Origin of the sequence: Streptomyces sp. NPDC058145 (assembly GCF_042884245.1) — a bacterium.
In the GTDB taxonomy this organism is placed as follows: Bacteria; Actinomycetota; Actinomycetes; order Streptomycetales; family Streptomycetaceae; genus Streptomyces.
Map to the genome: position 1 here is coordinate 289,652 of NZ_JBHVUH010000004.1, position 22,484 is coordinate 312,135.

General features: G+C 69.7%; 22 protein-coding genes and 1 riboswitch. Of the genes, 9 read left to right on the plus strand and 13 right to left on the minus strand.

Annotated features, from left to right (window positions below; genetic code table 11):
- Nucleotides 1-61: 61 nt before the first annotated feature.
- Nucleotides 62-1,399 (minus strand): MATE family efflux transporter, encoded by a 1,338-nt coding sequence (locus ACFVVO_RS11280; protein WP_390053800.1) that lies wholly within the window; start codon nucleotides 1,397-1,399, stop codon nucleotides 62-64.
- A 459-nt stretch (nucleotides 1,400-1,858) separates the two neighbouring features.
- Here ACFVVO_RS11280 and dnaB point away from each other — a divergent pair, with 459 nt between their 5' ends.
- Both dnaB and ACFVVO_RS11290 read left to right on the plus strand, forming a co-directional pair.
- Nucleotides 1,859-3,337 (plus strand): replicative DNA helicase, encoded by a 1,479-nt coding sequence (gene dnaB / locus ACFVVO_RS11285; RefSeq protein ID WP_390053801.1) that lies wholly within the window; start codon nucleotides 1,859-1,861, stop codon nucleotides 3,335-3,337.
- Nucleotides 3,338-3,422: 85 nt separating this feature from the next.
- On the plus strand, nucleotides 3,423-4,811 hold the full coding sequence (locus ACFVVO_RS11290) for a serine hydrolase domain-containing protein (RefSeq protein ID WP_390053802.1): 1,389 nt from the start codon (nucleotides 3,423-3,425) through the stop codon (nucleotides 4,809-4,811).
- A gap of 19 nt (nucleotides 4,812-4,830) precedes the next feature.
- Here the strand turns inward: ACFVVO_RS11290 and ACFVVO_RS11295 are convergent, their stop codons facing one another.
- Together ACFVVO_RS11295 and ACFVVO_RS11300 are read right to left on the minus strand one after the other, a co-directional pair.
- On the minus strand, nucleotides 4,831-5,283 hold the full coding sequence (locus ACFVVO_RS11295) for a GNAT family N-acetyltransferase (protein WP_390053803.1): 453 nt from the start codon (nucleotides 5,281-5,283) through the stop codon (nucleotides 4,831-4,833).
- 9 nt (nucleotides 5,284-5,292) lie between these two features.
- Nucleotides 5,293-5,751: a MarR family winged helix-turn-helix transcriptional regulator gene (locus tag ACFVVO_RS11300; RefSeq protein WP_390053804.1), complete on the minus strand. Its 459-nt coding sequence runs from the start codon at nucleotides 5,749-5,751 to the stop codon at nucleotides 5,293-5,295.
- Between the two features lie 141 nt (nucleotides 5,752-5,892).
- On the opposite strand from ACFVVO_RS11300, the gene ACFVVO_RS11305 reads away from it, so the two are divergent.
- Nucleotides 5,893-7,101, plus strand: a complete 1,209-nt coding sequence (locus ACFVVO_RS11305) for an MFS transporter (RefSeq protein ID WP_390053805.1) — start codon at nucleotides 5,893-5,895, stop codon at nucleotides 7,099-7,101.
- 127 nt (nucleotides 7,102-7,228) lie between these two features.
- On the plus strand, nucleotides 7,229-7,648 hold the full coding sequence (locus tag ACFVVO_RS11310; RefSeq protein ID WP_390053806.1) for a heme-binding protein: 420 nt from the start codon (nucleotides 7,229-7,231) through the stop codon (nucleotides 7,646-7,648).
- Between the two features lie 55 nt (nucleotides 7,649-7,703).
- Here ACFVVO_RS11310 and ACFVVO_RS11315 read toward each other — a convergent pair whose 3' ends face one another.
- From ACFVVO_RS11315 to ACFVVO_RS11340, 6 genes are all read right to left on the minus strand, one after another.
- Nucleotides 7,704-8,570: a GNAT family N-acetyltransferase gene (locus ACFVVO_RS11315; protein WP_390053807.1), complete on the minus strand. Its 867-nt coding sequence runs from the start codon at nucleotides 8,568-8,570 to the stop codon at nucleotides 7,704-7,706.
- A 180-nt stretch (nucleotides 8,571-8,750) separates the two neighbouring features.
- The gene (locus ACFVVO_RS11320; protein ID WP_390053808.1) at nucleotides 8,751-9,233 is read right to left on the minus strand and encodes an NUDIX domain-containing protein; all 483 of its coding nucleotides are present in this window, start codon (nucleotides 9,231-9,233) and stop codon (nucleotides 8,751-8,753) included.
- Between the two features lie 87 nt (nucleotides 9,234-9,320).
- Nucleotides 9,321-10,226 carry a LysR family transcriptional regulator gene (locus ACFVVO_RS11325; protein ID WP_390053809.1) on the minus strand — a complete coding sequence of 302 codons (906 nt, stop codon included), beginning with the start codon at nucleotides 10,224-10,226 and terminating at the stop codon, nucleotides 9,321-9,323.
- Nucleotides 10,227-10,443: 217 nt separating this feature from the next.
- Nucleotides 10,444-11,592, minus strand: a complete 1,149-nt coding sequence (locus tag ACFVVO_RS11330; RefSeq protein ID WP_390053810.1) for a cystathionine gamma-lyase — start codon at nucleotides 11,590-11,592, stop codon at nucleotides 10,444-10,446.
- Nucleotides 11,589-12,116 (minus strand): low molecular weight protein-tyrosine-phosphatase, encoded by a 528-nt coding sequence (locus tag ACFVVO_RS11335; RefSeq protein WP_390053812.1) that lies wholly within the window; start codon nucleotides 12,114-12,116, stop codon nucleotides 11,589-11,591. Before ACFVVO_RS11335 ends, ACFVVO_RS11330 begins: the two co-directional genes overlap by 4 nt.
- A gap of 7 nt (nucleotides 12,117-12,123) precedes the next feature.
- On the minus strand, nucleotides 12,124-12,501 hold the full coding sequence (locus tag ACFVVO_RS11340; protein ID WP_351661667.1) for a phage holin family protein: 378 nt from the start codon (nucleotides 12,499-12,501) through the stop codon (nucleotides 12,124-12,126).
- A gap of 58 nt (nucleotides 12,502-12,559) precedes the next feature.
- Here ACFVVO_RS11340 and ACFVVO_RS11345 point away from each other — a divergent pair, with 58 nt between their 5' ends.
- The 4 genes from ACFVVO_RS11345 (at nucleotide 12,560) to ACFVVO_RS11360 (ending at nucleotide 14,896) form a co-directional block, all read left to right on the plus strand.
- On the plus strand, nucleotides 12,560-12,877 hold the full coding sequence (locus tag ACFVVO_RS11345) for a cupin domain-containing protein (RefSeq protein ID WP_389451950.1): 318 nt from the start codon (nucleotides 12,560-12,562) through the stop codon (nucleotides 12,875-12,877).
- Between the two features lie 165 nt (nucleotides 12,878-13,042).
- A complete protein-coding gene (locus ACFVVO_RS11350; protein WP_390053814.1) occupies nucleotides 13,043-13,255 on the plus strand; it encodes a DUF5326 family protein in 213 nt (70 codons plus the stop codon).
- A gap of 187 nt (nucleotides 13,256-13,442) precedes the next feature.
- Entirely contained in the window at nucleotides 13,443-14,357 is a 915-nt protein-coding gene (locus ACFVVO_RS11355; protein WP_390053816.1) for an IclR family transcriptional regulator, read from the plus strand.
- 101 nt (nucleotides 14,358-14,458) lie between these two features.
- Nucleotides 14,459-14,896 carry an SsgA family sporulation/cell division regulator gene (locus ACFVVO_RS11360; RefSeq protein WP_143630291.1) on the plus strand — a complete coding sequence of 146 codons (438 nt, stop codon included), beginning with the start codon at nucleotides 14,459-14,461 and terminating at the stop codon, nucleotides 14,894-14,896.
- A gap of 93 nt (nucleotides 14,897-14,989) precedes the next feature.
- Here ACFVVO_RS11360 and ACFVVO_RS11365 read toward each other — a convergent pair whose 3' ends face one another.
- The gene (locus tag ACFVVO_RS11365; RefSeq protein WP_390053818.1) at nucleotides 14,990-16,375 is read right to left on the minus strand and encodes a YibE/F family protein; all 1,386 of its coding nucleotides are present in this window, start codon (nucleotides 16,373-16,375) and stop codon (nucleotides 14,990-14,992) included.
- A gap of 70 nt (nucleotides 16,376-16,445) precedes the next feature.
- Nucleotides 16,446-16,619: riboswitch (TPP riboswitch) on the plus strand.
- Here ACFVVO_RS11365 and thiC point away from each other — a divergent pair.
- The gene (thiC, locus tag ACFVVO_RS11370; protein ID WP_390053820.1) at nucleotides 16,612-18,396 is read left to right on the plus strand and encodes a phosphomethylpyrimidine synthase ThiC; all 1,785 of its coding nucleotides are present in this window, start codon (nucleotides 16,612-16,614) and stop codon (nucleotides 18,394-18,396) included. (Overlaps the previous riboswitch by 8 nt.)
- Before the next feature lie 144 nt (nucleotides 18,397-18,540).
- Here the strand turns inward: thiC and ACFVVO_RS11375 are convergent, their stop codons facing one another.
- The 3 genes from ACFVVO_RS11375 to ACFVVO_RS11385 all read right to left on the minus strand — a co-directional run bounded on the left by ACFVVO_RS11375 (nucleotide 18,541) and on the right by ACFVVO_RS11385 (nucleotide 22,146).
- A complete protein-coding gene (locus ACFVVO_RS11375; protein ID WP_390053822.1) occupies nucleotides 18,541-19,404 on the minus strand; it encodes a hypothetical protein in 864 nt (287 codons plus the stop codon).
- A gap of 181 nt (nucleotides 19,405-19,585) precedes the next feature.
- Nucleotides 19,586-20,662: a metallophosphoesterase gene (locus tag ACFVVO_RS11380; protein WP_390053824.1), complete on the minus strand. Its 1,077-nt coding sequence runs from the start codon at nucleotides 20,660-20,662 to the stop codon at nucleotides 19,586-19,588.
- Between the two features lie 371 nt (nucleotides 20,663-21,033).
- On the minus strand, nucleotides 21,034-22,146 hold the full coding sequence (locus tag ACFVVO_RS11385; RefSeq protein WP_390053826.1) for a LacI family DNA-binding transcriptional regulator: 1,113 nt from the start codon (nucleotides 22,144-22,146) through the stop codon (nucleotides 21,034-21,036).
- Nucleotides 22,147-22,484: the final 338 nt, after the last annotated feature.

The window sequence follows — 22,484 nt, forward strand, 5'->3', positions numbered from 1 at the left end:
GGCTTGCCAGGACGCGGTCTGTTTCACGTGAAACCGGGCCAAGGCGAGCCGGCTGATGCACTCAGCGGGTCGCGCCCGTCACGATCCATCGGCCCGAGCTCGTCCGTAGCCCCAAGGTGATCATGCGGACCGTCATCATCAGGGTCATGGCCGCCCAGAGGGCGGTGAGGCCGCCACCGAGGCTGGGAACGAGCAGCGCCACCGGTGCGAAGACCGCCAGGGTCACGACCATGGCCCCGGCCAGGTACGGGCCGTCGCCGGCGCCCATCAGGACACCGTCCAGGATGAACACGATTCCGCAGATGGGCTGCGAAAGGGCCACCATCAGCAGCGCGGGGAGTGCCGTGTCCTTGACCACGGAGTCGCTGGTGAACAGCGGAAGGAACAGGGGGCGGGCGGCCACCACGAGCAGGCCGAGCCCGGCCCCGGTGGCAATGCCCCACTGGACCATGCGGCGGCAGGCCAACCGGGCGCCCTCGGAATCGTTCGCCCCGAGGTAGCGGCCGATGATGGCCTGCCCGGCGATGGCGATCGCATCGAGGGCGAAGGCCAGCAGACTCCACAGGGACAGGATGATCTGATGGGCGGCGATGTCGGCGTCGCCGAGGCGTGCGGCTACCGCTGTGGCGATCATGAGGATCGCCCGCAGCGACAGGGTGCGGACGAGCAGAGGGGCTCCGGCCTGTGCCGAGGCCCGGATACCGGCCGCGTCCGGTCGCAGCGAGGCCCCGTGCCGCCGGGCCCCGCGAACGACCACGGTCAGATAGGCCGCCGCCATGCCGCACTGGGCGATCACGGTGCCCCAGGCGGATCCGGCGATGCCGAGTCCGACGCCGTAGACGAGACCCACGTTGAGGGCGGCGTTGACGACGAAACCCGCGACGGCGACGTAGAGGGGTGTCCTGGTGTCCTGCAGGCCGCGCAGCACACCGGTGGCGGCCAGGACGATCAGCATGGCCGGGATACCGAGAGCGGAGATGCGCAGGTACGTCGTGGCGTAGGGCGCCGCAGTGGCGGAGGCGCCGAACAGGTCCACGATGCTTGGGGCCAGGGGGAGGACGGCGGCGATGACCGCCGCGCCGAGGAGCAGCGCGAGCCAGATGCCGTCCGTGCCCTGGCGGATGGCCGCCTGGATATCGCCGGCGCCGACCCGCCGGGCCACGGCGGCTGTGGTGGCATACGCCAGGAAGACGAAGACGCTCACCGCGGTGGTGAGGAGGGCCGACGCCACTCCGAGGCCGGCGAGCTGGGCGGTTCCCAGGTGGCCGACGATCGCGCTGTCGGCCATCACGAACAGGGGCTCGGCGACCAGCGCACCGAAGGCCGGTACGGCCAGCGCGATGATCTCCTGGTCGTGCCGACGGCGGGTGGCCTTGGGGATCGCGGGAGCCTGTGTCATGAGCACCAATCTAATCGTCCACAGGTAAGAGATGTAATTGCTTGTTGACCCTTACTTCCAATCGTCGCCCGCGTGGCTGTGCGCCCCATCCGAAGCGATCTTGATCCGACTGGGAAAATTTTTCTTCTGCACAGCCGGTGGACGGTAAACCTGCAGTTCAGCGCGGTGGCGTGCGCCACGGCGAGGGCTTGTTCACAGGGCTGTCCACTGGGTCGTGCACAGGTTTGGGGAGGTTCTCCACAGCATCTGGGCCGTCGTCCACATGGCCTGTGGATAACCAGATTGGCTGACGCTGCCGACAGGCCTAACGTTGTCCGGCGCCCGCTCCTTCCTCCGACTCGGGAAACGTCACAAAACAGACCCGCGAGAACCGGAGTTGGGCCTCTCATTTTGTCAGTGTCGTGCCGTACAACAGAGGGCACGGCTAGGTCCGCCGTGCGGACGGGAGGAGGTGGCTCGGTGAGCATTTCCGAGCCCTTGGACGATCCGTGGGCCGAGGCCGGGCCCAGTGATCGTCTGCCGGCCTCCCGTCGCAGGAGTGACGGCGGCCGGGGTCGTGACGAACAGCACGACCGGGGCCGGGAGAGCGGCGGCTGGGACGGCGGGGGTTCCTCCTTCGAACGGCTGCCTCCGCAGGACCTGGACGCCGAGCAGTCCGTCCTCGGTGGCATGCTTCTCTCCAAGGACGCCATCGCCGACGTCGTGGAGATCCTCAAGGGCCACGACTTCTACAAGCCCGCGCACGAGACGATCTACCAGGCGATCCTCGACGTCTACGCCAAGGGCGAGCCGGCCGACCCGATCACCATCGCCGCCGAACTCACCAAGCGCGGCGAGATCAACAAGGTGGGCGGGGCGTCGTATCTGCACACCCTCGTGCAGACCGTGCCGACGGCGGCGAACGCCGAGTACTACGCGGAGATCGTGCACGAGCGCGCGGTGCTGCGCCGTCTGGTCGAGGCCGGCACCCGCATCACGCAGATGGGATACGCGGCCGACGACGACGTGGACGAGATCGTCAACCGCGCCCAGGCCGAGATCTACGCCGTCACCGAGCAGCGCACCAGCGAGGACTACCTCCCGCTGGGGGACATCATGGAGGGCGCCCTCGACGAGATCGAGGCGATCGGCTCGCGCAGCGGCGAGATGACCGGTGTGCCGACCGGGTTCACGGACTTCGACTCGCTGACGAACGGCCTGCACCCGGGCCAGATGATCGTCATCGCGGCCCGTCCCGCCATGGGTAAGTCCACCCTCGCGCTGGACTTCGCCCGGGCCGCCTCGATCAAGAACAACCTCCCCAGCGTCATCTTCTCCCTCGAGATGGGACGCAACGAGATCGCGATGCGTCTGCTGTCGGCGGAGGCCCGCGTGGCCCTGCACCACATGCGGTCCGGCACGATGACGGACGAGGACTGGACCCGGCTCGCCCGGCGTATGCCGGACGTGTCCGCTGCCCCGCTCTACATCGACGACTCCCCGAACCTGTCGATGATGGAGATTCGCGCGAAGTGCCGGCGCCTGAAGCAGCGCAACGACCTGAAGCTGGTGGTCATCGACTATCTCCAGCTGATGCAGTCCGGCGGCTCCAAGCGGGCCGAGAGCCGTCAGCAGGAGGTTTCGGACATGTCCCGTAACCTCAAGCTGCTGGCCAAGGAACTGGAGCTCCCGGTCATCGCGCTCTCCCAGCTCAACCGTGGCCCGGAGCAGCGCACCGACAAGAAGCCGATGGTCTCCGACCTGCGTGAGTCCGGCTCCATCGAGCAGGACGCCGACATGGTCATCCTGCTGCACCGTGAGGACGCGTACGAGAAGGAATCCCCGCGTGCGGGCGAGGCCGACCTGATCGTGGCCAAGCACCGAAACGGCCCCACGGCGACGATCACGGTCGCCTTCCAGGGCCACTACTCACGCTTCGTGGACATGGCCCAGACCTGACCGTCGGCTCAGGGGCCGTCGTCGTCATGCGCGGGGCCGGTGAAATGGACTCGACGTGCGTCGGCACAGCCGCTGAACTGGGGGCATGACGACATCCCAGGAAGAGCTGCTCCCCGGCACTCGGCGGGCGTTGCTGCACCGCATCGCTGTCGCTCAGACCGAAGGGCGGACACCCTCGCTGGTTGCCGCGGTCGTCCGGGACGGGCGGACCGTGTGGCACGGCGCGCGGTCCTCGGTCGACGGGCACGCGCCGGACGAGAATGTGCAGTACCGGATCGGTTCGATCACCAAGACGTTCACCGCCGTCCTGGTGCTACGACTGCGTGACGAGGGGTTGCTCGACCTCAATGACCCGCTGGAGAAGCATCTGCCGGGCACCGGTGCGGGGGAGGCGACCATCGCCCAACTGCTCGCGCACACCAGTGGTCTTGCGGCGGAGTCACCCGCACCCTGGTGGGAGCGGACGCCTGGTTCGCTGCGTCCCGAGCTGAGCGACGTCCTCGGAGAGCGGCCGGTACTGCATCCCGTCGGCCGACGGCACCACTACTCCAATCCCGGCTACACCTTGCTCGGTGCTCTGGTGGAACGACTGCGCGGCGCTGACTGGACGGACGTGCTCGGCAGGGAGGTGCTGGAGCCCCTGGGACTGACGCGCACCAGTGCCCAGCCCCAGGCGCCCCACGCGGGCGGCTGGGCCGTACATCCGTGGGCCGACGCGCTGCTGCCCGAGCCTTTGGAGGACCTGGGCCGGATGGCGCCGGCCGGACAGCTCTGGTCCACCACGGCCGATCTGGCGCGCTTCGCCGCCTTTCTGGCCGGGGGAGACGACCGGGTGCTGAGCGCGGAATCGGTCCGGGAGATGCGCACACCCGCGGCCCCCGCGGAGGCCTCGGACGTCGTCGACGGCGCCGCCTACGGCCTCGGCATGCAGATCCAGCGGCGTGACGACCGGTTGATCGTGGGGCACTCCGGTTCGCTGCCGGGGTTCCTCGCGAACCTCAGCATCAGCGTGGGGGACGGTGTGGCGGCCGTGGTGCTGACCAACTGCACGTCCGGTCCGGTGGTGTCAGCGGTGGGTGCCGATCTCGTCCGCATCGTCGCGGAGGCCGAGCCCCGGATTCCCGCCCCTTGGCGTCCGCTGAGCGAAGTCGACCCGGCCGTACTGGAGTTGGCCGGGCAGTGGTACTGGGGAACACATGCCTTCGCCCTGCGGGTGACGGCGGACGGCCTCGTCTCCCTGGGGCCGATGTCCGGCGCCGGGCGTCGGGCGCGCTTCCGACCCGACGGGGACGGCACCTGGACCGGACTGGAGGGTTACTACGCGGGAGAGGTCCTGCGCGCCGTGCGGCGCTCGGACGGATCCGTGAGCCATCTGGACCTCGGGTCGTTCGTGTTCGCACGGCAGCCCTACGAGGAGGGCGCCGGGGTGCCCGGCGGCGTGGATCCGGCAGGCTGGCGAGGGATCGCGGACTGACTGAACGATGCGGCCGTTTTCACAGTTGCAGCTTGAAGCCCACATGGGAGGCGGCGAAACCGAGCCGCTCGTAGAAGCGGTGGGCGTCCTTGCGGCTGTTGTCGGAGGTCAGCTGCACCAAGTGGCAGTCCTGCCGCCTGGATTCCTCGATCGCCCACTGGATGAGCTGTGTACCCAGGCCGCTGCCGCGCTCGTCGGCGTGGATGCGGACGCCTTCGATGATCGAGCGGGTGGCTCCCTTGCGGGAGAGGCCAGGAATGATCGTGAGCTGGAGCGTGCCGACGACCCGGGTCTCGCGCACCGCGACGACGAGCCGCTGGTTCGGGTCCGCGGTCAGCCGCTCCAGGGCTGTCAGGTACGGCGACAGGTCGTCGGGCGACTCGCGCCGGGCTCCGAGTGGATCGTCGGCGAGCATGTCCACGATCGCGGGCAGGTCGGGTGCGGTCGCCCCGCGTATCTCAAGATCTCCCATGCCCGCACCCTATGCGGGCACGTTCAGGGACTCCACGACCCTCACCAGCGGGGCCAACTCGGGATCCCTGGCCGCCTCGTCCAGGGCTTCGCGGAGAGCGGCGTCATTGCTGGGACGCGCCTCGTCCAGCAGCCGCAGACCCGCCTCCGTGACGTTGGTGTAGATGCCGCGACGGTCGGTGGGGCACAGATAGCGCTCCAGGAGACCGCGGTCCTCCAGGCGGGTCACCAGCCGAGTGGTGGCGCTCTGGCTGAGGACCACCGCGTCGGCGACCTGCTTCATCTGCAGATGGCCGCCCTCACCCTCGTGCTGGCGGCTGAGCACGTCGAGCAGGGAGTACTCGCGCACGCTCAGGTCGTGCTTCGCCTGCAGGGCGCGCTCGATGTGCGCCTCGATCCTCCCGTGCAGCAGGGAGAGGGCGCACCAGCCCTGGGCGAGGGCGGTGAGCGCAGGGTCCGTCGCTGTCATTGCGTGTTCCTCCGTCCCGGAGCGGCTGGATCCAGGGTAGAGCATTTCCGCAATAGCCCGCGCTTGCGTTTATCCCGCGTCTGCAACTATTGTGAACGCACGCAAAGCGCTCCTGCAATCGTTTGGAAGGTGCACCCCCACATGCCTCTCGCGCTTCTGGCCCTCGCGATCGGGGCCTTCGGAATCGGGACGACCGAGTTCGTGATCATGGGCCTACTGCCCGAGGTCGCGGGCGACTTCGGGGTCTCCATCCCCACGGCCGGCCTGCTCGTGACCGGATACGCCCTCGGCGTGGTGATCGGCGCCCCGCTGATGACCGTGCTCGGCACCAAGGTCCCGCGCAAGCGGATGCTGATGCTCCTCATGGGGCTCTTCATCGTCGGCAACCTGCTCTCCGCGGTGGCCCCGGCCTTCGCGGTCATGCTGATCGGACGCGTGATCGCGTCCCTCGCCCATGGCGCCTTCTTCGGCATCGGCTCGGTCGTCGCGGCCGAACTGGTGGCTTCCGACAAGAAGGCCGGAGCCATCGCCATGATGTTCACCGGTCTGACCGTCGCCAACGTCGTCGGCGTTCCGCTGGGCACGCTGATCGGCCAGAACGTCGGCTGGCGCGTCACCTTCGGCATCGTCGCCGCCCTGGGTGTCGTCGGCCTGGCAGGCATCGCCCGGCTGGTGCCGGACCTGCCGCGGCCGGAGGGCGTACACCTGCGCCATGAGCTGGCCGCCTTCAAGAACGCACAGGTGCTGCTCGCCATGGCGATGACCGTCCTCGGCTTCGGCGGGGTCTTCGCGGCCATCACCTACATCGCGCCGATGATGACGCACATCGCGGGCTTCGCCGACGGCTCGGTCACCTGGCTGCTGGTCCTGTTCGGCCTCGGCATGGTCGGCGGCAACCTCATCGGCGGCAAGTTCGCCGATCGCGCGCTGATGCCGATGCTGTACGTCTCCCTGGGCGCGCTGGCCGTCGTCCTCGCGCTCTTCACGCTCACCGCGCACAACAAGATCGCCGCCGCTGTGACCATCGCCCTGATCGGCGCCCTCGGCTTCGCGACCGTCCCGCCGCTGCAGAAGCGCGTCCTCGACCAGGCGCACGGCGCCCCGACACTCGCGTCGGCCGTCAACATCGGCGCCTTCAACCTGGGCAACGCCCTTTCCGCCTGGCTCGGCGGCATGGTCATCGCGGCCGGCCTCGGCTACACCGCGCCCAACTGGGTCGGTGCCGCCCTCGCCGCGGCCGCCCTGGTCCTGGCCGTGCTCTCGGCCACCCTCGAGCGCCGCCACGGTACGCGCGGCACGGTGCTCGCATCGGCGGCGCCCACCGGACAGCGGACCCCGGTCCACCACTGAGCCCACCCCGGCCACCGGACGGTACGTCCGTACCCGGCCGTCGCCCGGAACACCGGGGCGTGTACGCCCTGGCCCCCGTGCGGCATCACCTCACCCCACGCACCACCGCACAAGGAGCATGTTTTACATGAGCACCACCACCGTCGCCCCGCTCACCATCGAGGACGCCGAGCTGCTCGTCGCCACGGCACGTCGCGCGGCCGAAGAGGCTGGGGTCACCGTCAGCGTCACCGTCCTCGACGCCGGCGGCAACCTGCTCGCCTTCCGCCGGGACGACCGGGCGGTGCTCATCTCCGGTGAGACCAGCACCCGCAAGGCCTACACGGCGCTCCAGCTCGACGCGGCCACCGCCGACCTCGTGGACGCCGTGCAGCCGGGTGGCCCCTTCCACACGCTGCCCACCGCCCTCGACCGGCCGCTGCTCTTCATCGCGGGCGGTCTCCCCGTCCACCGGGACGGCCGCCTGATCGGCGCGGTCGGTGTCGGCGGCGGTGCGCCCGAGCAGGACCACGGTTTCGCCACCGCGGCCGTTGCGGCGCTCGTCTGACCGCCCACCTCGCACGGCAGCGTCGGCCCCTCGCTCTGGAGCGGGGGGCCGACGCTCAGCCCGCGGCCACCGTCAGTGGCGCAAACCGACGCCTCCAGTCCCCCGGCAGCTCCGTGATGCCATAGGTCATTACGACGTTGACGGCCACGGGGGCCAGTCCCCGTGCCCTCGCCCAGCTCAGCAGCTCCTCGTGCCGTACGTCGATGTCGGTGCGCAGGGGGCGGTGCGTGTGGGCCGCGAGCGAGGCGATGAGGGCCTTGGCCGTCTCCGTGTCCCGGGCGATCAGCGGGCCGACGACATGGGTGTCCATGTTGGGCCACGCGGCCGTGTAGCCGATGATCCGGCCGTCCTCCTCGGCCACGCGCAACTGGTCGGCGAAGGAGGGGAGACGGGTGATGAGGGGAGTGCGGTCGGTGCCGAACGCCTCCTCGTCGAGCCGGAGGATCGAGGGCAGGTCCTCGGCGATGGCCGGCCGCGTCGCCACTCGGGCTTCCGGACCCCCGGGGGTGAAGTGCCCCCTCAGCATCTCCGACCGGCCCGAGACCTTGAAGCCCAGCTCCTCGTAGAGCGGGCGTCCGAAGGGGGTGGCGTACAGGGTCAGCGGGGTGGTGCCCATGAGCGACACGACATGCCGCATCATGCGGCGTCCGACACCCTGGCGGGCATGGCGTCCGGCCACGAGGACCATGCCGATGGCGCCAAGGGCCGAGCGCTCCCAGGAACCGTACTCAGTGACGACGCACGCAGTGACGAGTCCGCCGTCGGGGTCGTCGATGCCGTAGCCCCTGCCGGCCGTGAGGAGGAAACCCCACTTGTGTTCCTCACGTGGCCACCCCCGGTCCTCGGACAAGTCGGCGCAGGCGGTGAGATCGTGGAGCGTCAGACGCCGGATGGGCAGGGCGGCGAGCGAAGGAGTCGGCACGCAGGTCAGGCTGTCCGACCAGTCCCCCGTCCGTCCACCTGTTTCGATGCGGACGTGGACGCTTTCGGCCACGTCGTGGCCCGTTCACGCGGGCCTGGGTGAGCGCAGGCGTCTCACATCGGTGGGCCCAGGCCCCCCGGGCCGCGGGCCGGTGTGGCACTTCCTGGCGTGCCGTGCGGCCTATTCGAGGTCGGGGGCGTGCATGGCGCGTACGCCCTCGATATTGCCGTCCAGGTAGTGCCGCAGGGACAACGGCACGAGGTGGACGGAGGCGATGCCGACGCGGGTGAAGGGAACACGGACGATCTCGTACTCGCCCAGCGGTTCATCCACCTCGGGGCCGTGGCGCAGCGACGGATCCATGGACTCCAGTCGGCAGACGAAGAAGTGCTGCACTTTCACGCCGGTCGCGCCGCCGTCCTCGCCAATGTGCTCCACGGTGTCCACGAAGCAGGGCACGACGTCGGTGATCTTGGCGCCGAGTTCCTCGTACACCTCTCGGTGCAGGGCGTCGACGACGGTCGGGTCCGCGGCTTCCACTCCGCCACCGGGGGTGACCCAGTAGGGATCGACGCCGGGCTTGGTGCGCTTGATCAGGATCAGGTCGTCACCGTCCAGCAGAACGGCGCGGGCGGTGCGCTTGACCACGGGTCGGACGGTCATGCAGGGAATGTGGCCCGGCTCGTTCCACGTGAAACATCACGCCTTCGGCACCGCTCGAGTGCAAGCCGTGAAGTCAGGCCGGCTGTCTCAGCCCCAGGCAGTCGCGGCCCGCTGGAGCCACACGTGCGCCCGGGCGATGTGCGGCATGGCGAGGCTGCCCGTGCGCGCGTTCAGGAAGTAGGTGCGCAGCGGCGGCACCGCGGGGTCGTACAGCGTCGTGATCTCGCCGCGGTCCAGGGCGGAGGTGCTCAGATAGCGGGGCAGTACAGCGAGTCCGGCGCCCGAGATGGCGCAGGAGAGCACGGCACGCAGATCGGGAACGATGACCGTGCCCGAGGCGGCCGGACGGGAGTCGAAGACGGAGGCCCAGTAGCGCGAGACGAACGGCAGGGACTCGTGGACCTCCACGACGGGCAAGTTCTCCAGGACCACTGCCCCCTTGAGGTGCAGGGTTCCTGGCCCGATCCGCTCGGCCCAGCGGGGAGCGGCGACCAGCACGTGCTCCTCGTCGCAGAGCGCGGTCGCGGTCAGCAGGGCGCCGCGCGGTCGGGCGGTGCTGATGGCCAGGTCGTGGTGTCCGGCGGCCAGCCCTTCCAAAGCCTCCTCCGCGGTTCCGAAGGAGGCGCGCAGCGCGAAGCCCTGGCCGTCCTCGCCGGTCAGTCGCGTCAGGGCGGGAAGGGCACGCTCGGCGATGAACTCCGGTGGGCCTACGAGGTGCAGCGTCCGTAACGAGGATCCGTCGTCCGGGGCGCTCTCGGCTATCTCGACCAGGGCGTCGAGGTGGGGCGCGGCCTTGTGGGCGAGTTCGTCGCCGATGGTCGTAGGCGTCACTCCGCGGGCCTGTCTCAGGAACAGGGGACGGCCCAGCTGCCGCTCCAGGGTGCGGATCTGGGAAGTGACGGCCGGCTGGGACAGGCCCAGCAGGGCCGCGGCGCGAGTGAAGGAACCGGCCCGGTGCACGGTGACGAAAGTGCGCAGCAAGGCCAGGTCCATGGCGCGCCCTCCCCCTTTCCCTGCCTTCTTCCGGCCTCCGGGCAGGCACCAACTATAAATAAGTCGATAGGTCTCTGTCGCTACCGTGATTGGACACTGACAGAGAGTCAACTAGCCTTGTTCGCGCGGTTCTTCGCGCGCAGAACCGAGGACGGTCCGAGCCACGAGGGGGGAGGCTCGGACCGTCTGCCGATCGGAATCGCCGCCGTTAAACGGCTCACTCGGCCGACTCGTCGAGCGCGCGCAGCACGTCCGCCACCAGGTCCTCGGGGTCCTCCGCGCCGACGGACATGCGGATGAAGCCCTCGGGAACCGCGTCCCCGCCCCAGCGACGGCGGCGCTCGGCCGTGGAACGCACTCCGCCGAAGCTCGTCGCGTCCTCGACCAGGTGCAGCGCCTCCAGGAACCGCTCGGCACGCGCGCGCGTGGGCAGCGTGAAGGAGACCACGCAGCCGAAGCGGTGCATCTGCTGCGAGGCCACCTTGTGCGAGGGGTCGTCGGGCAGCCCCGGATAGCGCAGCCCGGAGACCTCGGGCCGCTGCCGCAGGGCCTCGGCGACCACGAGCGCGGTGGCGTTCTGCCGGTCGACGCGCAGCTGGAGCGTGGCGATGGAGCGGTGGGCGAGCCAGGCCTCCATCGGCCCGGAGATCGCTCCCACGATCTTGCGCCACCGGCGTACGGCGGCCATCGCCTCACCGTCGCGCCCGGTCACGTAGCCCAGCAGGACGTCGCCGTGTCCGGTCAGCTGCTTGGTACCGCTGGCCACGGAGAAGTCGGCACCCAGCTCCAGCGGACGCTGGCCGAGCGGGGTGGCGAGCGTGTTGTCGACGGCGACCAGGGCGCCCCGCGCATGCGCGGCCTCCACCAGCCGCCGGATGTCGCACACGTCGAGCCCCGGGTTCGACGGCGACTCGATCCACAGCAGCCGCGCGCCGTCGAGAACCTCGAGCTGGGCGTCTCCACCGGTGGGCGCGGTGCGCACCTCGACGCCGTAGGCCTCCAGCTGGGCGCGGACCAGAGGCAGCACCTGATAGCCGTCGGAGGGCAGGACGACCGCGTCGCCCGCGCGCAGCTGGGAGAACAGCACCGCCGAGATCGCGGCCATGCCCGATGCGAACACCAGCGTCTCGACGTCGTCCCGTTCCGGTGCCTCCAGCTCGCCGATGGCGCGCTCCAGGTTGGTCCAGGTGGGGTTGTCGTCACGGCCGTAGGAGTACGGTCCCGTCACTTCGCCCGGCAGGTGGAAGTGCGCGGCGAACACGGGCCCGGGCAGGGTCGGCTCGTGCTTGACCGGCTCGGGCAGTCCGGCCCGTACCGCGCGCGTGCCGTCGCCGGTGTGGTCCGCGTCCTTGGTGGATTCGCTCATGCGATCCGTCCCTCCAGTTGTTCCCGTACGGCGGCGAGCAGACCGGTGCTCGCCTCCTCAACCATCTCAAGGCATTCCTGGAAGCCGACCGGGCCCCCGTAGTACGGGTCCGGCACGTCGAGGTCGTCGCAGGTGTCCTCGGGGGCGTCGGCGGTGGTGCGCCGGTCGGAGGAGTGGGCGTAGGAGCGCAGCAGGCGGACCTTGCGAGCGTCCTCCTCGGTGGGCGCGAGGCGGCGCAGGGCCTTGAGGTGGCCGGTGTCCAGGGCGATCACCAGGTCGAGGCGGGCGAACCAGGCGGGCCGGAACTGCCGTGCGACGTGCTCGGTGCGGTAGCCGTGCTCGTCGAGGACCGTGACGGTGCGCGGGTCGGCGGTCTCCCCCTCGTGCCAGCCGCCGGTGCCGGCGCTGTCGATCTCCACCCGGTCCTCGAGGCCCGCCTCCTCCACGCGCGCGCGGAAGACGGACTCGGCCATCGGGGAGCGGCAGATGTTGCCGGTGCACACGAAACAGACGCGGTAGGTCATGGCGAGCTCAGTCCTCGTCGGGCAGGACGAGGTTCAGCGCCCAGGAGACGACGGAGATGATCAGTCCGCCGAGCACGGCCGTCCAGAAGCCCTCCACGTGGAAGCTCAGGTCGAGTTTGCCGCACACCCAGGAGGTCAGCAGCAGCATCAGCGCGTTGACGACCAGGGTGATCAGCCCCAGCGTCAGCAGGAACAGCGGGAAGGTGAGTACCTTCACGATCGGCTTGACCAGGAAGTTGACCAGGCCGAAGATCAGCGCGACGACGATCAGCGTGCCGGCCTTCTTGCCCGTGCTGTCACCCGTGAGAGTGATCTTGTCGAGCAGCCACACGGCGATCGCGAGAGCGGCCGCGTTGGCGATCGTCTTGACTACGAAATTCTTCATGTGTCTGATCGTGGCAGACCGGATCCAGGGCGAGCAGGGGCGAGGGCGGACAACGGCGATGAAGGCATTCCGGCTGGACGAACTGGAGGCGGAGCGCGCCGCCAACGAGGGGGCCTACCTTCAGTTCCTGCGGGAGCGGAACATGTCGGTCGGCCTGTATGCCCTCGACGCGGGCGAGCACGACCCGCAGAAGCCGCACAACCAGGACGAGGTGTACTTCGTCGTCAGCGGCCGCGCGTCGATCACGGTCGGCCTGGAGACCACCCAGGTGGCGCGGGGCAGCGTGGTGTACGTACCGGCCGGCGTCGCCCACAAGTTCCACCACATCAGCGAGGACCTGAGGGTACTGGTCGTCTTCTCTCCACCCGAGGCCTGAGCTTCGGGCTCGGGGTTCCCTAGGGGTCGGGTCAGGGGAGGACAAGGGGTGCGAGGCGCCCGCAGGCACCCTCGGCGGCCCTAGCATCGATGGCAGACATCGGGATTGTGTCCAGGACAGAGCGCAGGACGTCGTGGACGCAACGGAACGCAAAGGACGAGGGCAATGCGAGGGATCTTCGCGGGGCTGCCGTGGTGGGTGAAGTGGGTCGCGGTGCCGGTCATCGCCCTGGTCGTGTTCGGCAGCCTGATAGCGACCGTCATCGGCTTCGTGATCGGCCTGCTCTTCAAGGCACTGGTCTTCGTCGCGCTGGTCGGCGGACTGATCTACATCGTGCGCAAGTTCATGTCGAACTCCTCGTCGCGCAGCGACTGGTGAGGGGCGTGGGAGCCGGTGACCGGTAACGGAAATCACCGGTTCCCTCGGGGGAGGGAAGTTTCCCGGCAGGCCGTCCCCACGCGGTGGCGGGCGGTTAGGTTCGGAACCCACGCGGGGCCGGGCCCCGCGCGCGGCACCCGTGTTCCACCGCACGGGCTGCCCCACCCTCGCGCTCCCGGAGTGACCCTTGGCCACGGTTGACACCGCACCGGCAGAACCCCACGCACCCCCCGCTCCGCCGCGACCGTGCGTGCCCCATGTGCAGCGGCCGCGTGCAGCGGCCGTCCCGGGACAACCGCGTTCCGCGACCGGCCCCGGACGCGCACGGCCCCCGGAGGTTCCGGAGCAGCCGCAGGCGGCGACCCTCATCGGCTCCGTCCAGCGGGCGATGCGCCTGCTGGAGACCGTCGCGGTCCACGAGTACGGCGCCCCCGCCAAACAACTCGCCCGCGAGACCGGCCTCGCCCTGCCCACGGCCTATCACCTCCTGCGCACCCTGGTGCACGAGGGCTATCTGCGCCGCGACAAGGGGCTGTTCTTCCTCGGCGACGCGGCCGAGCGGCTGAGCAGCAGCGGAGCGCAGCAGAAACGTCGCAGCACGGTGGCCGACACCCTCGCGTACTGGCGCGATTCCATCGGCGCCCCGGTGTACTACGCCATGTACCGGGCCGGTGAGATCGAGGTCATGTGCGTCTCCGACTCGCGGGAGACACCCGCGGTCGAGGAGTGGGCCGACTTCCGCGAGACCGGGCACGCGCACGCGATCGGACAGTGCCTGCTCTCCCAGCTGGACGAGGAGGCCCGCCGGGACCACCTGAGCCGCTATCCGGCGCGGTCCCTCACGCCGTACTCGGTGCGGGACAACCACGCTCTCCTGCGCCGGCTGGCCAGGACACCGCGCATGGAGCCGGTGGTGGAGCGGCAGGAGTACGCGCTCGGGACGGTCTGTGCGGCGATCCCCATCACGGTCGGCACGACGGCGGCCACGATGGCCATCTCACTCCCCGTACATCAGAGCGAACAGCTGCTGCCCGCCGCCCTGCGTCTGCAGGCCGGGATCGGGAGACATCTGGGCGCGCTGTCGCTCTCTATCAGTATCTGAAAACTCACTCCTTGTGATCTGTCGTGCACGTTGAGCAAGATTTGATGCACAGTCGAGGGGGATCATTCCCGGCCAGTCGACGTCATATGACGGGGTAGGCGATGCGCGAATCCGTACAGGCAGAAGTCATGATGAGTTTTCTCGTGTCCGAGGAGCTCTCCTTCCGCATCCCGGTGGAGTTGCGCTACGAGACCTGTGATCCCTACGCCGTGCGGCTCACCTTCCATCTGCCCGGTGACGCCCCGGTGACCTGGGCCTTCGGGAGGGAACTGCTGATCGACGGGGTCGGGCGGCCGTGCGGGGAGGGCGATGTGCACATCGCACCCGCCGACACCGAGGTGCTGGGCGAGGTGCTGATCCGGCTTCAGGTGGGCAGCGACCAGGCTCTGTTCCGCTCCTCGACGCCGCCGCTCGTGGCCTTCCTCGACCGCACGGACAAGCTGGTGCCGCTCGGCCAGGAGGGCGCGCTGGCCGACTTCGACGCCCACCTCGACGAGGCTCTGGATCGCATTCTGGCCGAGGAGCAGAGCGCCGGCTGAGGGCTTGTGGCAGCGGGGCGCCGGGCGCTCACGTACTGCCGCCCGGGACACCGCAGGAACGCTTCTTCGGTGGTGTCCCGGCGGATGCGCCTCTCAGCGCTTCCGCCGCCGCCCCCTGCCGCCGCGCGCCGGAACGGGCTGCGCCCCGCCGTCCACGGCGCCGCCCGGCCCAGACCGGTCGGCCGACACCACGAGGGCAGCGAGGGCGGTGGTGACCGGGACCGAGGCGACCAGCCCGATCGAGCCCACCAGCGTCCGTACGATCTCCTCGGCCACCAGCTCGCTGTTGGCCACCGTGCCCACGCTGCTCTGCGCGATCGAGAACAGCAGAAGCAGCGGCAGGGCGGCGCCGGCGTAGGCGAGGACAAGGGTGTTGACGACCGAGGCGATGTGGTCGCGGCCGATCCGGATGCCCGCCCGGTACAGGTCGCGCCAGCCCATCGCCGGATTCGCCTCGTGCAGCTCCCAGACCGCCGACGTCTGGGTCACCGTCACATCGTCCAGGACACCCAGCGAACCGATGATGACTCCGGCCAGCAGCAGACCGCTCATGTCTATCGACGGAAACAGGCCGTGGATCAGACCGGTGCTGTCGTCCGTGTTGCCGGTCAGCGCGGCCCAGTCGATGAACCCGGAGCCGAGAACGCCGATCAGCAGCAGGGAGGCCAGAGTGCCGAGTACCGCGACCGATGTACGCGCCGAAAGACCATGGCACACGTAGAGCGCGATGAGCATGATGGCGCTCGACCCGACGACGGCCACCAGCAGCGGGTTCGAGCCCTGCAGGATCGCGGGCAGGATGAAGAACGTCAGCACCAGGAAGCTCACGGCCAGCGCGACCAGGGCCATGACCCCGCGCAGCCGGCCCACCACCACGACGGCGAGCGCGAAGATGCCCGCGAGCAGCGCCATGGGGAACTTCCGGTTCACATCGGTCACCGAGTACTGCAGGTCCTTCGGCGCCGAGGGCTCGTAGGCGACCACGACCTTCTCGCCCTGGTGCAACTGCCGTGACTGGTCCGGCTGCACGATCTCGGTGAAGGTCCGGCCCTCGTCCTTGCCGGTGTCGACCCGGACCGTCGCCTTCCTGCAGGCGCCCTTCGCCTCGTGCTGTGCCGAGCTGTCTCCTCGAGCGGCGGTGCCGCCCGCCGCCGTACCGCCCGATGCGTTGACCGACTTGCAGCTCAGCTCGACCACCTGGGTGACCGTGGCCTGCTGCGTCTGTCGGTCGAAGCCGACACCGGTGCGCTCGTGCGGCGGTGCTCCTTCGGGCCACAAAATCACCAGACCGACCACGACGGCCGCGGTGAACGGGACGAGGATCGCCGCGATGACCTTGCGCAGATGCTTCGAGACGGGCGCGGCAGGTCTGTGACTGTGACTGTGACCGTGTGAGTGGCCATGACCATGGCCTGGTTCGGAGCCGTCTTGGCGCGGCGGCTCCGAGGGCGGGTAAGGGTGCTGCTCCGTCGTGGTCACCGCCCGATCATCGCAAGAACGAAGGGGCCCTCTGTTCACCGCGCCCGAACTGACGCTAGCGTGGAGGCACCTTTGCACACGCGGGAGCTCGGAGCACCGGGCTGAGAGGGCGCTGACCTCCGGATACGCGATGTTTCACGTGGAACGTGGTTTCCCGGGAGACATCCGCAGCCGGAAATCGCTGCGTCGACCGCCGAACCTGTTACCGGGTAATGCCGGCGTAGGGAGTAGGTCTCATGACCAACAAGGACGCACGCACGCCTGCCTCCGTTCAGGACGAGAAGTCCCAGGAGGCCGGAAAGTCCATCGGCTGGCACAAGGCGTACGTCGAGGGTTCACGCCCCGACCTGTGTGTGCCGGTCCGTCAGGTGCATCTCACCAACGGGCAGTCGGTCACGCTGTACGACACATCGGGCCCGTACACCGATCCACTCGTCGAGACCGATGTCCGCAGGGGGCTGTCGCCGCTGCGGGAGACCTGGATCATCGCCCGCGGTGACACCGAGGAGTACGCGGGCCGCCCCGTCCGCCCCGAGGATGACGGGATCAAGCACACCTCGCCGCGTGGCGGGCTGCGCAACCTGGACGCGGTGTTCCCCGGGCGCCCGCGTCAGCCACGCCGCGGTCGTGAAGGCCAGGCGGTCACACAGCTCGCGTACGCGCGCAGGGGCGAGATCACGCCTGAGATGGAGTACGTGGCCATCCGGGAGAACGTCTCTCCCGAGGTGGTCCGTGAGGAGATCGCGGCGGGCCGCGCGGTGTTGCCGGCCAACGTCAACCACCCGGAGATCGAGCCGATGATCATCGGCAAGCGCTTCCTGGTGAAGGTCAACGCCAACATCGGCAACTCCGCGGTCACCTCCTCGATCGAGGAGGAGGTCGAGAAGATGACCTGGGCGACCCGCTGGGGTGCCGACACGGTCATGGACCTCTCCACCGGCCGCAACATCCACACCACCCGCGAGTGGGTGCTGCGCAACTCCCCCGTGCCCATCGGCACCGTTCCGCTTTACCAGGCACTGGAGAAGGTCGACGGCAGGGCCGAGGAACTGACCTGGGAGATCTACAAGGACACCGTCATCGAGCAGGCCGAGCAGGGCGTGGACTACATGACCGTCCACGCCGGCGTGCGCCTGCCGTATGTGCCGCTCACCGCCAACCGCAAGACCGGCATCGTCTCGCGGGGCGGCTCGATCATGGCCGCGTGGTGCCTGGCGCACCACAAGGAGTCGTTCCTGTACGAGAACTTCGAGGAGCTCTGCGAGATCCTCGCCGCCTACGACGTCACGTACTCGTTGGGCGACGGTCTGCGGCCCGGCTCGATCGCGGACGCCAACGACGAGGCGCAGTTCGCGGAATTGCGCACGCTCGGGGAACTCAACCGGATCGCCAGGCGTTTCAACGTACAGACCATGATCGAGGGCCCGGGCCATGTCCCGATGCACAAGATCAAGGAGAACATCGACCTTCAGCAGGAGATCTGCGATGAAGCTCCGTTCTATACACTCGGCCCGCTGACGACCGACATCGCGCCGGCGTACGACCACATCACCTCCGGCATCGGTGCCGCGATGATCGCCTGGTGGGGCACGGCGATGCTCTGCTACGTCACGCCCAAGGAGCACCTGGGCCTGCCCAACCGTGACGACGTCAAGACCGGGGTCATCACCTACAAGATCGCCGCCCACGCGGCGGACCTCGCCAAGGGGCACCCGGGCGCGCAGGAGTGGGACGACGCGCTGTCCGACGCCCGCTTCGAGTTCCGGTGGGAGGACCAGTTCAACCTCGCCCTGGACCCGGACACGGCACGGGAGTTCCACGACGAGACCCTGCCGGCCGAACCGGCCAAGACGGCCCACTTCTGCTCCATGTGCGGGCCGAAGTTCTGCAGCATGAAGATCTCCCAGGACATTCGCCGGGAACACGGCGGCAGCCGGGCCGAGGTCGAGGAGGGCATGGCTCAGAAGTCGAAGGAGTTCGCGGCGTCGGGCAACCGGGTGTACCTGCCGATCGCCGACTGATCCGGCCGTGACGGCCGTCGGCCCGGGGCGTGCCAGGCCCCGGGCGTCGGGCGGCGCGGTGAGACCGGCGACGTGCCGCCGGCACCGTCCCTGCCGGGCACCGACCGGGGCCCGGCAGGCGCCCCGTGAGGGGCCGCGAGCCGGCTATTCCGGCTGGTGTTCCGGGCCGCCGAAGTCGGGGCTGGTGTAGTCGGGACTGCTGAAGCTCGGACGGTCGGAGACGGAGCCGTCGTCCGGGCTGCTGAAACCGGGACGGCCGTAGCCGAGGCGCGGCATGCGGCCGGTCGGGGCCGAGGGTGCCGTGCGGTGCAGTGGGGCCGTACCGGGCTGGGCGAGCGCGTCCCGCAGGAACGGCAGGACGCCGCGTTCCAGCAGGGCCTCCCGCCAGGCCTCTCTGGCCCTGGCCACCTCCTCGTCAGCCGCGTCGTGCGCTCGGGCATCCGCCGCGGCGCTGTTGCGCAGGGCGGTGAGCAGCAGCCCGGCACCGGCGACGAGGATCGCGGCGGCGGTCACGGCGCCGAACACCCAGCCCGCGGTGAGCATGGTCTGGGCGAAGGCCTGACCGGGGACCAGCATCTTCAGGATGTAGCCGACGAGCAGGAAGATCGCCGCGGCTGTCCCGGCGAGGACGGGCGCCAGCACCGCGATCACGGCGACGGCGCCCGCGCCGGTGGTCTCGGCGGCCTCGCCGAGGGCGGTGGCGAGCCCCACCGGGTCCGCGCCCGGCTCCGCGGAACCGGTGTCGTCGGCGGCCGAAGGGATGGACTGCGCGGGGCGGCGCAGTTCCTCGCGGACCTTCACGTAGTGCTGGTACTCGGTCGCCGCGGCCGCCGTGATGAGCACGGTGGCGTTGAGTGCCATGGTGCGCAGTTGTTCCGGGTTGAGCCGCTGTCCGACAGCGGCCAGTTCGGGTCGCTGGGGTGCGGAGCGCAGCGCCTCATCGAGGATCCGCTCGAATTCCTGGCGGTCCTCGCTCAGCAGGTGCTGCGGAACGCTGTTCATGTGCATCCCCCGATGCTCCGTAGGGCTTGGGGCTCGCACGCCGGCGAGCCGTCGGGCAGAAACGGAGGGGAGCCTGCTACGGATAAGCCGATGGTAGAGCCGTGACGCCACGCGGTGACAGGGGATTGCCGGAAATTGCGTGCCGACCTGGGCGCATCCGGTCGGGCTCGATCAGCCCCGCGAACGCTCAGGAATTCAGGGGAAGTTGCTGGACCAGCAGCTTCCCGGCCATGGTCACGCCGCCGTCCATGGCGATGGCGAGCCCGTCGGCGTAGATGTGCGGTCCCTCCACCGAGGGGCCGTCGTCCTCCTCGGTCTCCTCGGAGCCGACTTCGCCGAGCAGATAGGGAATGGGGCTGTGACCGTGAACGACGCGGGTGCCGCCGTACGTATCGAGGAGGGAGCGCACGGCTTCCGCGCCGCCCTCGTCCCGGAAGGAGAACCGCTTGGTGAACTTCCGGAACAGGTCCCAGACTTCGTCCGCGTCGTTGCGGGTGATGGTCTCGCGGACGGTGTCGTTGACCGCCTCGATCGAGTCGCCGTAGTCGAGGTAGGCGGTGGTGTCGGAGTGGATGAGCAGGTGCCCGTCGACCTCCTCCACGGCGTCGAGCCGGGACATCCACTGCAGGTGGTGGTCCTGGAGGCGGTCCATGTCGGTCTTCTGGCCGCCGTTGAGCAGCCAGGCCGCCTGGAAGGTGGCGGTACCCGCGCCGGAGTGGACCGGGGTGTCGCCGAACCGCTTCGCGCCGAGCAGCAGCAGCTCGTGGTTGCCCATGAGGGCCTTGCAGTAGCCGCCCGCCGCGGCCGCCTCGGCGGACAGCCGCATGACCAGGTCGATGACGCCAATGCCGTCGGGGCCGCGGTCGGTGAAGTCACCGAGGAACCACAGCCGGGCGGTGCCCGCGCTCCACTGACCGTCGGCGTCGACCAGCCCCTTCTCCCCCAGGGCGGCCAGCAGTTCGTCCAGGTAGCCGTGGACGTCACCGACGACGTACAGCGGGCCCGGGCCGGCCGACGGCTGCGGGTCCGGGGCCGCGGGGCCCGGCTCGACGGACACCTGCAGCGTGTCGCCACGGTTGATGACGGGCAGGTCGCGCTGGGTGGGCGTGTAGCCCTCCGGATAGGCCTCGTCCATGGGCGGCACGGTGTCACCGGGGTGGGTGCGGACGTACGGACCGGTCTCGTTGACGTACGCGGGCACCCGGAAGTCGCGCAACGTCGCCGTCCGCTCCACCTCGGGTCCCTGACCGGCCCCCTGAGTCATCAGACCCCTCCACCATCGCGCCGCAGCTGCACCGCTTCGGACTGCCTGGTCGCAGCGGCCCGCGGTGTCGTGGGCCCATCATAGGAATGCGCGTCGTTCCGTGTGATGACCCAGGGGTGGTGAATCGGAGCGAGACTCCAGTTCGCTGCGGCTTTCGTCCCGTTTGGACATGGTTCGGACCGGTTGCCCGGCGCCGGTGGGCCGTACGGCGCGACGGCCGGCCGGCCCGTCCGGGGGCGAACGAAGCCGCGGGCCGTGGGCCGGGCGGGTCGTGCCAGGTCTGACCTTGCCGCTCCGGACCCTTCAGGTCCCACCGCCCGGTGGCGGCCACCGCGTGCTCTGCGGTCACCGGCCGGGCGGCGATCCGCCCGCTACCCCTTCTCCGGGGCTCGCGGCGGGCTGACGGTCGTGCGCGGAGGACGTCGCTGGGACGAGGTACGCACGATCAGCTCGGTCGGTATCACCTGTTCGACGGGCTGGTCCGACTCGACGCCCTCGATGGCATCGATGAGCAGCTGCACCACGGCCGTACCGATCCGGCGCGGCTTCAGGGAGAGCGTGGTGATGGGCGGCTCGGTGTTGGCGTAGACCGTGGACTCGCTGCAGCACACCAGCAGCAGGTCGTCGGGGACGCGCAGGCCGTAGCGGCGGGCCGCGGCGAGGAGGTCGGTTCCGTTGGGGTCGAAGAGGCCGTACACGGCGTCGGGCCGGTCGGGCCGGGCGAGCAGGCGGTCGGCGGCGACGGTGCCCGCGCACGGGTCGTGCGCGGGGTAGGCCTCGTAGACCGGTTCCTGGCCGACCCGCTCGCACCAGCGCAGGTAGGCGGTGGTGGACAGATGGGTGTACGTGTCCGTCGTGGTGCCGGTGAGGAGGCCGATGCGGCGGGCGCCGGCGTCGGCGAGGTGGTCGAGGATGTCGAGGACGGCGGCCTCGTGGTCGTTGTCGACCCAGGCGGTGACCGGCAGCGAGCCGGCCGGGCGGCCGTCGGAGACGACCGGCAGGCCCTGCCGGACGAGTTCGCTGACCACCGGGTCCTGGTCGGAGGGGTCGATGACGACCGTGCCGTCCAGGGCGACGTTGGACCACACGTCGTGGCGGGAAGTCGCGGGCAGGATGACCAGGGCATAGCCACGGGCGAGCGCGGCGGAGGTGGCGGCCCGGGCCATCTCGGCGAAGTAGGCGAATTCCGTGAAGGTGAAAGGTTCATCCCCGTACGTCGTCACGGTCAGGCCGATCAGTCCCGACTTGCCGGTACGGAGGGTGCGGGCGGCGGCCGAGGGGCGGTACCCCAGCCGGTCGGCGACCTCGCGGACATGGCGCCGGGTGGCGTCCGGGAGCCGGCCCTTGCCGTTGAGGGCGTCGGACACGGTCGTGATGGAGACCCCGGCGGCGGCGGCCACGTCTCTGATGCCCGCCCGGCTCGGTCGGCTGCCTCGACGTGAGGTTTCCGCGCGGCTCACCTGGTGCTTCCCTGCTGCTGTCATGGCGAGCCGATAGTAGGGCTCATGCGGTGGGGTAGTGCGGACGCATATGCACGCGTTGACAGGCACGTTTCTGCATGGCTGAAGGTGCCTAACTGCCTTGGAAAACAAGGTAGTTGAACGATCCAATGATAGGACGTGACGTGCCGACGGGCGTGGGCCTGCCAAGGGGCCGATGTCTCGAAGAGGTCTCAACTCACCTTCACGAGGGATGCGCGCCAGGGCGCGAGCCACCGGCGCGTAGATATATGTGCGGCGCGCCCCCGGGTACGTACGCCTTCGTGTGGTGATGCCCCTGATGCCGGTGTGACGGAAGAGGCTGGACTCCCGTCGTCCCGCAC